Source organism: Citricoccus sp. (genome assembly GCF_032154715.1).
Lineage (GTDB): Bacteria > Actinomycetota > Actinomycetes > Actinomycetales > Micrococcaceae > Citricoccus.
In genome coordinates, this window is sequence record NZ_JALDXU010000114.1 from 1 (window position 1) to 10116 (window position 10116).

10 protein-coding genes are annotated in these 10116 nt (G+C 69.6%); 5 read left to right on the plus strand and 5 right to left on the minus strand.

Annotation, left to right across the window (positions count from 1 at the left end; translation table 11 throughout):
- On the minus strand, window positions 1-681 hold a 681-nt coding region (locus tag RUH65_RS14135), incomplete at its 3' end, for an FAD-dependent oxidoreductase (protein ID WP_313818231.1).
- A 3-nt stretch (window positions 682-684) separates the two neighbouring features.
- A complete protein-coding gene (locus RUH65_RS14140) occupies window positions 685-1014 on the minus strand; it encodes a 2Fe-2S iron-sulfur cluster-binding protein (protein WP_313818232.1) in 330 nt (109 codons plus the stop codon).
- A gap of 137 nt (window positions 1015-1151) precedes the next feature.
- Here RUH65_RS14140 and RUH65_RS14145 point away from each other — a divergent pair, with 137 nt between their 5' ends.
- Window positions 1152-2117 carry a LysR substrate-binding domain-containing protein gene (locus RUH65_RS14145; protein WP_313818233.1) on the plus strand — a complete coding sequence of 322 codons (966 nt, stop codon included), beginning with the start codon at window positions 1152-1154 and terminating at the stop codon, window positions 2115-2117.
- Window positions 2118-2185: 68 nt separating this feature from the next.
- A complete protein-coding gene (locus RUH65_RS14150; protein WP_313818234.1) occupies window positions 2186-3388 on the plus strand; it encodes a cytochrome P450 in 1203 nt (400 codons plus the stop codon).
- Between the two features lie 70 nt (window positions 3389-3458).
- Here RUH65_RS14150 and RUH65_RS14155 read toward each other — a convergent pair whose 3' ends face one another.
- Entirely contained in the window at window positions 3459-5144 is a 1686-nt protein-coding gene (locus RUH65_RS14155) for a dihydroxyacetone kinase family protein (RefSeq protein ID WP_313818235.1), read from the minus strand.
- Here RUH65_RS14155 and RUH65_RS14160 point away from each other — a divergent pair.
- Entirely contained in the window at window positions 5143-5685 is a 543-nt protein-coding gene (locus RUH65_RS14160) for a MarR family transcriptional regulator (protein ID WP_313818236.1), read from the plus strand. The genes RUH65_RS14155 and RUH65_RS14160 overlap by 2 nt on opposite strands.
- A 304-nt stretch (window positions 5686-5989) precedes the next feature.
- Window positions 5990-6865: an ABC transporter substrate-binding protein gene (locus RUH65_RS14165; protein WP_313818237.1), complete on the plus strand. Its 876-nt coding sequence runs from the start codon at window positions 5990-5992 to the stop codon at window positions 6863-6865.
- Window positions 6866-6868: 3 nt separating this feature from the next.
- Here RUH65_RS14165 and RUH65_RS14170 read toward each other — a convergent pair whose 3' ends face one another.
- Together RUH65_RS14170 and RUH65_RS14175 are read right to left on the minus strand one after the other, a co-directional pair.
- The gene (locus RUH65_RS14170) at window positions 6869-8146 is read right to left on the minus strand and encodes a cytochrome P450 (protein ID WP_313818238.1); all 1278 of its coding nucleotides are present in this window, start codon (window positions 8144-8146) and stop codon (window positions 6869-6871) included.
- A 14-nt stretch (window positions 8147-8160) separates the two neighbouring features.
- Window positions 8161-9177: an ABC transporter substrate-binding protein gene (locus tag RUH65_RS14175; protein WP_313818239.1), complete on the minus strand. Its 1017-nt coding sequence runs from the start codon at window positions 9175-9177 to the stop codon at window positions 8161-8163.
- An 87-nt stretch (window positions 9178-9264) separates the two neighbouring features.
- Here RUH65_RS14175 and RUH65_RS14180 point away from each other — a divergent pair, with 87 nt between their 5' ends.
- Window positions 9265-10044: an IclR family transcriptional regulator gene (locus tag RUH65_RS14180; protein WP_313818241.1), complete on the plus strand. Its 780-nt coding sequence runs from the start codon at window positions 9265-9267 to the stop codon at window positions 10042-10044.
- Window positions 10045-10116 lie beyond the last annotated feature (72 nt).

A 10116-nucleotide genomic window follows, 5' to 3' on the forward strand; every position in this document is an offset into this window, starting at 1 on the left:
GTCGCGGTGGGCCCCGGCGAACCAGTCCCCCAGCAGCGGGGTGAGCGCACGGCCCATGGGGCGGGGCGCGAACTCCAGGACGGTGACCCGACAGCCCCGGGCGAGGGCCGCCGTCGCGAATTCCAGGCCGATGAACCCGGCGCCGACCACCACCACGTTCCGTGCGGTGTCCAATGCGGCGCCGAGCTGTTCGGCGTCGGCCAGGGTGCGCAGGCCGTGGATGCCCGGCAGGTCGATGCCCGGGGTGGGCAGTTCGCGGTTGCGGGCCCCGGTGGCGAAGACCAGGGAGTCGTAGCCCAGCACCGTGCCGTCCGCCAGGGCGACGGTCTGGGACGGCCGGTCCACGGCCACGGCGGTCCGGCCGGTGAGCAGCGTGATCGACTGGTCCGCGAAGAACGCCTCCCCGCGCAGGGGCAGCGGCGAGGCCGAGGTGCCGCCCACCCCGTCAGCACCGTCCGTGAGACGGGCCTTCAGGTAGTCCTTGGACAGCGGCGGCCGCTGGTAGGGCAGGCCCGGCTCCTCGGCCACGATGGTGACCTCGCCGGTGAAGCCCTCGGAGCGCAGGGACGCGGCGGCCTGCAGCCCGGCCTGGCCGCCCCCGATGATCACGACGCCTCGGGTCTCCTGATCTGCCGCTGCGGACGGGCTCTGGTTCTGGCTCTGGTTCTGCTGCGCGCTCATGGCTCAGACCTGCTCTTCCGGGATGTCGACCTCGATGGACTCCGGGCCGCTGCCGCCGACCTCGACCTGGCAGCCCAGGCGGCTCCGGCGCTCATCACGCTCGGAGGCGGTGACCTCGAGCATCTCCTCCTCGTCGTCGCCGATCTCCGGCAGGGCATCCAGGTACTCCTCGCGGACGTACACGTGGCAGGTGGCGCACATCGCCTGGCCGCCGCATTCCCCGACGATGCCCGGGACGCTGTTCTTCAGCGCCGCCTGCATGATGCGGTCCGGCTTCTCGAGCTCGATGACCTGGGTGTCGCCGTCGGGCTGGTGGTACGTGATGGTGGGCATGGTGGGCTCCTGGGGTTCGGCCCGGCGGCAGTGCCGGGGTCTGAGGGTGGCGTGACCTCCAGAATGTGCTGGACACCACATCGGCGCAAAGTGGAAGATTAGGGGTGGTTCATCACTAATACCGATTAAGGAGACGCATGGCCCTGCCGTTCACCCTGCGCCAGTTGGAGATCTTCGACGCCGTGGTGCGCACCGGCTCCCTCTCCGCCGCCGCCCGTGACCTGCACACGGCCCAGTCCTCGGTGTCCTCGGCGATCGACGAGCTGGAGAAGCAGGTCGGCCAGCGCCTCCTCGTCCGCCGCAAGGCCCAGGGCGCCTGGCCCACGGCCGCGGGCCGCCAGCTGCACCGCGAGGCGGGGATCGTCCTCCACGCCGCCCAGGAGGCCGGCCGGATCCTGCAGGAGCGGGACGGTCAGCTGCGCGGCCCGCTGACGATCGGCGTCTACCAGACCCTGGCCCCCTATGTCCTGCCCCTGCTCCTGGGAGACTTCGCCGAGGAGCACCCCCTGGTGGAGCTGTCCTTCGTGGAGGTCCAGCATGCCGAGCTGATGGCCGGCCTGACCTCCGGCGCCATCGACGTGGGGTTCACCTACCTCCACGAGGTCCCGCCCGAGGTGGACCACCAGCCCATCCTCGAGCGGCCGCCCTACGTCCTGATGCCGGCCGACCACCCGCTGGCGGACCGGCCCTCCGTGACCCTGGCCGACCTGACCGCGGAGAAGATCATCCTGCTCGGCGATGCCCCGAGCAAGGCCAACACGCTTCGGGACCTGGACACCACGGAGGACGACGAGCGCATCTCCTGGGTCACCACGTCCCTGCCGCTGACCCGCGCCCTCGTGGGCAAAGGCCTGGGGGTGGCCATCCTGGTGCAACCGGACGCCTCCCCCTGGACCGTGGACGGCCACCCGGTGGTCGAGGTCCCCCTGCACGTCGATGACGGGAACGTCTTCGTCCACATCGCCTGGCTCAAACCCCAGGCCCGACGCCGGCCCCCGCGCCGCATCACCGAGATGGTCACCTTCGCCGAGGCGAATTTCGCGCCCCACATCGCCCGGATCGATGAGGAGCGGCGCCGGCGCAAGACCTCGGACATTGCTTGAGGCAGTGACTCATGGCACACTGAGTTGCAATTGCAACGATCGGCCTGGGTGCCGGTGAAGGAGAGACCATGACCACCGTGGCCAGCGGCGCGCCCACGCTCGATGTGGACCCCTTCTCCGTTCCTTCGCTGCAGGACCCCCACCCCGTCGAGGACGCGATCCGGGAGGCCGGCCCGATCGTCTGGCTCGAGTCCCACGGCATCTGGGCCACGGGGCGGGCGGACCTGGTCCAGGAGATCTTCCTGGACCAGGAGACCTTCATCTCCTCGCACGGCACCGGCCTGACGAATACCGCACTGGAGGCGAACTGGCGCAAGCCGAGCGTGATCCTGGAACAGGACCAACCGCAGCACACCGCCACGCGCAAGCTCATGAACTCCGTGCTCTCCCTCAAGATCGTCAAGCAGCTCAAGGAGGACTTCCAGGCCGAGGCGTTCGCCGTGGTGGACGAGGTCTGCGCCCGGGGCGAATTCGATGCCGTGACGGACCTCGCCGAGGCCTACCCGCTGCGGGTCCTGCCGGACGCCGTCGGGCTGGCCCCGGAGGGGCGGCAGTACCTGCTGAAATACGCCAACCTGAACTTCCAGGCCATGGGCCCTCGAGACGATGCGCTCTATGAGGAGGCCGTGGTCCAGGCGGCCGAGGCCACGGAGTATGTGGAATGGCAGATGCGCCGCGAGAACCTGGACCAGACCAAGCTGGCCGGAAAGTTCTTCACCGCGGCGGACGAGGGTGCCATCACGGAGGAGACGGCCGGACTGCTGGTGCGGACCTTCCTCTCCGCCGGGCTGGACACCACCATGCTCGGGATCGGCAACGCCCTGCTGGCCCTGACCCGCGCCCCGGACGCCTGGTCCGCACTCCGCGAGGACCCGTCCCTGGCCCGCACGGTCTTCGAGGAGACGTTGCGCTGCCATGCCCCGAGCCCCTACATCGGCCGGACCGTGGGCACGCGCACCGCACTCGGCGGCGTGGTGCTGGAACCAGAGCAGAAGATCATCACGTGCCTCTCCGCCGCCAACCGGGACCCGCGCCGCTGGACCGACCCGGAGGTTTTTGACATCACCCGGGACGTCCGCGGGCACGCGGCCTTCGGCTACGGCATCCACGCCTGCGTGGGCCAGATGATGGCCCGCATGGAGGCCGAATGCCTGTTGACGGCCTTCGCCACCCGCGTGGACTCGCTCGAGGTCACGGCCGAACCCGTACGCAAGCTCAACCACTGGCTGCGCGGCTACACCTCCATGCCGATGCGGGTGACGCTGAAGTAGCGCACTCCCGCTGATGGGGAGTCGTCACGTCTGTGGCACTCGTGGCAAGCCGCGCAGCCATGTCCCCGGGCTAATCAGAGCTCTCCACCGCCCGGGCTGCCGCGTCCAGCCACAGGTAGACGGCCCAGGCACCCGGGTCCAGGTGCCCCTTGACGCGGTCCCCCGCATAACTGGAGCGGCCCCGGCGAGGGGCCATGTCCGCGGTGGCCTCGGCGCCGGCCCGGGCCGCGTCGGCAGCGGCGCGCAGGGCCACCACCAGCGGTTCGGACCCGGCACCGGCGAAGGCCTCAGCCGCCGGGGCGAGGGCATCAAGCATGGTGCGGTCCCCCGGGCCGGCCCCGCCCAGATCCTGGATCCCATGCTGGCCGGCGGCCAGCGCCCTGGCCCAGTCAGCGGATGCAGGCCGGTCGATGCCGGTCAGCGCCTCCGAGGCCTTCAGCAGGAAGACCGCATACAGCGGCCCCGAGGTGCCCCCGATGCTCTTGCGGACCACCGCGGAGACCCGCCGCAGCAGCAGGTCCGCACGGCACGGCAGGCTGGCCTGTTCCTGAAGCACCGCGCGGGCGCCGCGGTCCAGGCTGTGGCCGAGGTCGCCGTCGCCCACCTGCTGGTCCATGGCCGTGAGCTCAGGCTCCGCGTCCTGCAACGCCCGCAGGACAGCCTCCAGCACCGTCCACCCACGTCCGGCGAGCGCCGGACCCTTTAGGCCGAACGCCTCGGCCGGCGGCGCCGCCAGGAACGGCTCGGCGTTCACCCGGCCGGAGAGGGCAGGCCACGCCGACGTCTGCGCCGGCGCATCCAGAAGGTCCAGTAGGCCGTCGTCCACGGCCAGGAGGGACACGGACACGCCTTCCATCTCCATGGCCGTCAAGAAGGTGCCGGACCACGCCCGCACCACATCGAGCCCACGCTCCTGCAACCAGGTCAGGGCGGCGTCGGCCACCAGGGAGACCTCCATCGCCGAGCTGCCGCCCAGGTTGTTGACCAGCAGGGCGAGACGGCCGGCGTCGGGAATCCGACCCACCGCCAGGCAGGCGGACAGCAACCGGTCCACGGTCTCGGCGGCGGAGGCCAGGGCTGAGCGTTCCACCCCCTGCTCCCCATGGATCCCCAGGCCCCACTCGACCTCATCCTCGCCGAGCTCGAAGCTCGGGCTGCCGGCGGCCGGCACCGTGCACGAGCCCAGGGCCACGCCCATGGTGGCGAGGGAGTCCGCCGCAGACTGCGCCGCTCGTGCCGCAGCATCCAGGTCCTGGCCCGCGGCAGCCGCGGCCCCGGCGATCTTGTGCACCAGGACCGTGCCGGCGATACCGCGATGCCCTGCGTGGTCGCTGGACCCGGCGAGGGCGACATCATCCGCCACCACGACCATCCGGACGTCGAAGCCGTCCGCGCGGGCCAGCTCCGCGGCCAATCCGAAATTCAGCCGGTCTCCCGTGTAGTTCTTCACGATCAGCAGCACCCCGGCCCCGGAGTCCACCGCGCGGATGCCGGCCAGGATGTCGTCCGCCGAGGGGGAGGTGAACACCTCACCCGAGACCGCACCGGTCAGCATCCCGGCTCCCACGAATCCCGCATGCGCGGGCTCATGGCCGGCACCACCACCGGAGAGGACGGCCACCCGGCCACGCTCGGAGGCCCCTGCCTCCACCACCGTGCGGGAGCCCTCCAGCAGCCGCAGGCCCGGATTCATTCGCACCAGTCCGGTCAGGGATTCGACCACCACGTTGCGCGGGTCGTTGAGGAGCTTCTTCATGCTGTCCTTCGTCTCTGGAATGGTCACTACTGATGGTTTGATGGGCCTCATGACGTCCGCCGCCGAACCGATCCGCACCCGACTCAAGCACACCATCGACCGGGAGACCTTCCCCCCGGCCTACCTGTCCCTCGTGGACAACGCCCATGTGTGGGGCGGGTCGCGGATCTACAACGAGCGGTTCGGAGTCACCTCGCCGGACTTCGCCATCCTGTCCACGCTGTCCAACCGCCCGGGATGCCAGGCCGTGGACATCTCGGAGCAGGTGGCCCTGGACAAGTCGGTGGTCAGCCGCCGCCTCCAGCGCCTGCGGGACAAGGGACTCATCTGCTGGGAGCAGGAGGGATCCCGCCGCCGCTTGTTCCTGACCCCCCAGGGCGCCGAGGTGCACGATGCGGTGCTGCCCGTGGCCCTGGAGCGCGCCGAGCTGATGGTGCAGGGCTTCTCCACGGAAGAACGTGCGGTGCTGCAGTCCTTCCTGCGGCGGATGTACGAGAACATTCCGCTGATGAACAACCCGCCCTCGCTCGATCACGCCTGAATCCACACGTCCTAGATTTTTGGGTACTTGTCGAATCGTATGTGAGATGCGACACTCGTTGCAATTGCAACTCGGAAAGTGGCCCTCCCGGTCACGCTCCGCCGGGCCCCTCCGGATCACCCAAGGCAGGTACTCATGAACAGACTTCGCGCCACCCTCGCCACCGCGGCCGCCTCCATGCTGTTGCTGACCGGCTGCGGGGGGGGGCGGCACCACCTCCGGCGCCGCCACCTCGGAGGGGGCCACAACGGGCGCCGGCTCCGCTGCGGCCTCCACTGCCCCCGATCCCGCGGCCGACGGCGAATTGCAGACCGTTCGCGTGGCTGCCGTCCCCGTGGTGGACGTGGCGGCTATCTACCTCGGCGAGGAGAAGGGCTTCTTCGCCGAGAAGGGCATGACGATCGACATCCAGTTCACCACCGGAAGCTCGATCTCCATCCCGGCCCTGCTGCAGGACCAGTACGACATGGTCTACACCGGCAGCGTCAACGCCTTCCAGGCCCGCGAGAAGGGGCTTCCGGTGATCGCCGTGGCCGAGGGCGGCCGCACCACCGGCGAGCCCGGTGCTGACCACGGTGGCATCGTGGTCCCCGCCGATTCCGAGATCCAGGATGCCGGCGACCTCGAGGGCAAGTCCGTGGCCGTCAACGCGGTCAAAGGGCTCCACGAGGCGGCCATCCGGCAGTCCGTGAAGAAGGCCGGCGGAGACCCGGATGCGGTGAACTTCCTCGAACTGGCCCTGCCGGACATGCAGCCGGCCCTGGAGCGTAGCTCCGTGGACGCCATCTCCACCTCGGAGCCGTTCCTCGGCAATGCCAAGGAGGCCGGACATCGCCTGATCGCCGACCCCTACATCGACGTGGACCCGGAGTTCGTCACGGCCGTCTACCTGACCTCGGAACAGAAGTGGGCCCAGGACCCGCAGTTCGTCCAGGACTTCGTGGAGGTCGTCCAGAAGTCCCAGGAGTACGCCACCGAGCACCCGGAGGAGTTCCGGACCGAGCTCTCCAACTTCACGGAGATCGACCCGGAGACTGCCCAGACCATGATCCTCACCACATTCGGCTGGGGCTTCCCCGAGCAGGCCATGCAGCGCGGAGCGCAGGCCGCACAGGAGGCCGGCATCATCGAGGATGCCGAGGCCGGCCTGGACGGCCTCGTGGTGGACGTCCTGCAGTAGGGATCAGGCCGCGGTCAGCCGCAGCGGCAGGCTGTCCCAACCGCGCAGGGTGTTGTTGAGCTGCAGCCGGGCCTCCCCGACCACCTCGAGCGTGCCCACCCGGCGGGCCAGTGCCCCCAGCAGGCATTCACCCTCGAGACGGGCCATGATCTGGCCGACGCAGGAGTGGATGCCGAAGCCGAAGCCCACGTGGCCGGACGCCTGGCGGCTGATGTCAAAAGTGTCCGGGTTCTCCCAGTGGCGCGGATCCCGGTTCGCGGCGGCCAGGAACATCAGGATCTTGGATCCCTCGGGCAGGTGCACACCGGACACCTCGGTGTCCTCGTTCACGGTGCGAAAGAAGGTCTGGACGGGAGCCACGTAGCGGACGGTCTCATCGAAGGCCGCCCGTGCCTTGGACGGGTCCTGGCGCAAGGCGGCCCACTGCTCCGGGTGCTCGGCCAGCTCGCGCAGCGCGGCACCGATGCCGTGAACGGTCGTGTCCACGCCGGCGGTCAGGAAGGACCGCAGCAACCGCGCCGCCTCGTCCTCGTCCAGCCCCGCCTCGGCGGCCTTCTCATGGAGGGCCGCACCGAACCGCCCGGGCTTCGGGGTGCCCACCACGCACTGCTCGACGATCCACGGAGCTGCCCGGCCTCCAGTCTCCATGGCCTGATCGTAGAGGTGGTTCTGAGGGCCGAAGGCGTTGAACGCCATATTGCCGTAGGGCAGCAGGTTCTCCCGCCCGGCCTCGGACAGGCCGATGAAATCCGGGAAGACGGACAGCGGGTACGCGGCGGCGAGCTCGGCCACCCCGTCAATCTCCACCGTGGAGCCCTCGGCGAAGAGATCGTCCACCATCCGGTGGGCGGTCTCCTGGAACTCCTCCCGGATCTGGCGCATGGTCTTGGGGTTGAACACCGAGGTCGCGACCTTGCGGGCCTGGGTGTGCTGGGGAGGGTCCGCCTCCAGCAACAGCGACGGCGGCCGCCAGGGCTTCTCCTTCTGGTAATCCGAGAGGCCCACACCGCGTCCGGACACGAAGATCTCGTGGTTCTGCAGCACGTGGACCACCTCGTCGTACCGGGCCACCGCGTAGACGCCGTACCGGGGCAGCCAGGCGACGGGGCCGGCCTCCCGCAGGGCCTCGTGCAGGGGGTAGGGATCGGTCAGCGTCTCGTCCGAGAACGGGTCACGGTCGACCACCGGGACGCCGGCGGGTGCAGGCGGGACGGTCAGGGGTGGGGCGGGTCGCTCCCCGTGGGGGCTCACCGGGGCCTGGATGGCGGTGGTGTCAGTCATGAGGGCTTCTCCTGTCAGTCGGTGTAGGCCGTGCCCTGGACGTCCAGGGCCTCGTCGATCAGGTCATATTCGAGCATCAGATCCGCGCCCTGCTGGAGCTTCTCGAGGTCCAGCTCGGCGGAGAACACGGGCAGCTCGATCTCCTCCACCACCTCCGCGGTCACGGTGGTGAACTCCGGCACCAGGGCGGCGAAGGCCTCGCGGTTTCCGTCCAGGTCCTCGATGGACCGGCTGAGGGAGTCACGTAGACCGGTGATGATCTCGGGGTTCGCCTCGGCGTAGTCCCGGGTGGTGATCCATCCGGCCACCGGCATGTCCGCGGCAGGCCCGTCGAAGAGGTTGCCGATCTTCACGAGTCCCTCCTGTTCGGCGACAACCTGGAAAGGCTCCACCTGCCAGACGGCGTCCACGTTGCCGTTCTGCACGGCGGCTGCCATGTCCGGGTACGGCATCTCCATCACCTCGACGTCGGCCGGCGAGAGCCCGGCCTCCTCCAGCTGGGCGTAGAGGGCCACCGTGCCGATGTTCTGCAAGTTGTTCACCGCGAAGCTCTTGCCCTTCAGGTCGGCGATCTCCTCGATGCCGGAATCCGGGCCCACGTAGATGCCGTGATCGTCAGCGCCGACGTCGTTGCCGGCGATCAGGACGATGGGCAGACCCTGCTGGGCGGCGAGCAGGGCCGAGGTGTAGTTGGCGTAGGTGACATCGACATTGCCGGAGGCCAGGGCCGGAATGGCTGCCGCGCCACCCTGGGTCTGGGTCAGCTCGGCATCGATGCCGACCTCCTCGAGGTACCCCTGCTCGTCGGCATTGACGAGGGTGGAGGTGTGCACGAGCGGGAAGTAGCCGATGTTGACGGGCTCCAGCCCGCCCGAGCCCGCCCCGGTGGCGGAGGACGATTCGGCGGCATCCGCCTCGGCGCTGCTGGGTGAGCCGGCACCGCAGGCGGTCAAGGTCAGCGCGGCGACGGACAGCGCGCCGGCGGTCAGCAGTCCGCGGCGGCGGGCATCCCGGAGTTTTCGTGTGAGCATCGTGGTCTCCTTGGTTAACGGGGGTGCCTCCGACTATGAGTCATGTCACACTGATCTCACCGGAGTCCTCCCTTTGAAAGGAAACGCATGGCCAGAACGTCCGCGGGCCGGTCCTCACTGAGCCGTGCGGTGGACTTGTTGGATGCCTTCGATTCCAGCTCGGTGTTCCTCACCGCCACGGACATCGCGCAGCGCACCGGCAGCCCCGTCTCCACCACTCACCGCCTGTTGGGAGAGCTCACCTCGCTGGGCCTGCTCGAACGCGCCCCGGACCGGACCTACCGGCTCGGCGCGCGGATCTGGGAATGGTCGGCACGCTCCCCCGGTGCCGCCGGCCTGCGCGCCGCAGCCCTGCCGCACCTGCAGAAGGTCCACCATGCCGTCCGGCAGCATGCACAGATCGGGATCCTCTCGGGCCGCGACGTCCTGTTCATCGAACGCCTGTCCGCACCGGACGCCGTCGTGAACTATTCGGTGATCGGCCAGCGGCTGCCCGCACTGGCCTCCTCCTCCGGGCTCGTGCAGCTCGCGTGGCTGCCGGAGCGGGAGCAGGAGGCCGCCCTGGCCGGCGGGCTGCAGCAGTTCACCTCGATGACCGTGACAGACCCGGGCCAGATCCGCCGCCGCCTCGCCGAGATCCGCCGCACCGGTCACGTAGTCAATGATGGCTTCCTGCACACCGCCGCGCGCGGCATCGCGGTGCCCCTGCGGGGGCATCAGGATGACCTGTTGGGCGCGCTCTCCGTCATCGTCCCCAACGACGCCGCTCCCGTACTGCCCTATGTCACCCTCCTGCAGACGGCCGCCGCGGCGATCAGTCGGGACTACGCGGCTCTGACCAGTGGTCGCGATGTCCACCGTTCTTAGCGTGGTGTTCACCGGGCGCTCTCCTGCGCGTTGACGGCGACCGATGAACTGTCCAGGTCACGGTGGGGATGA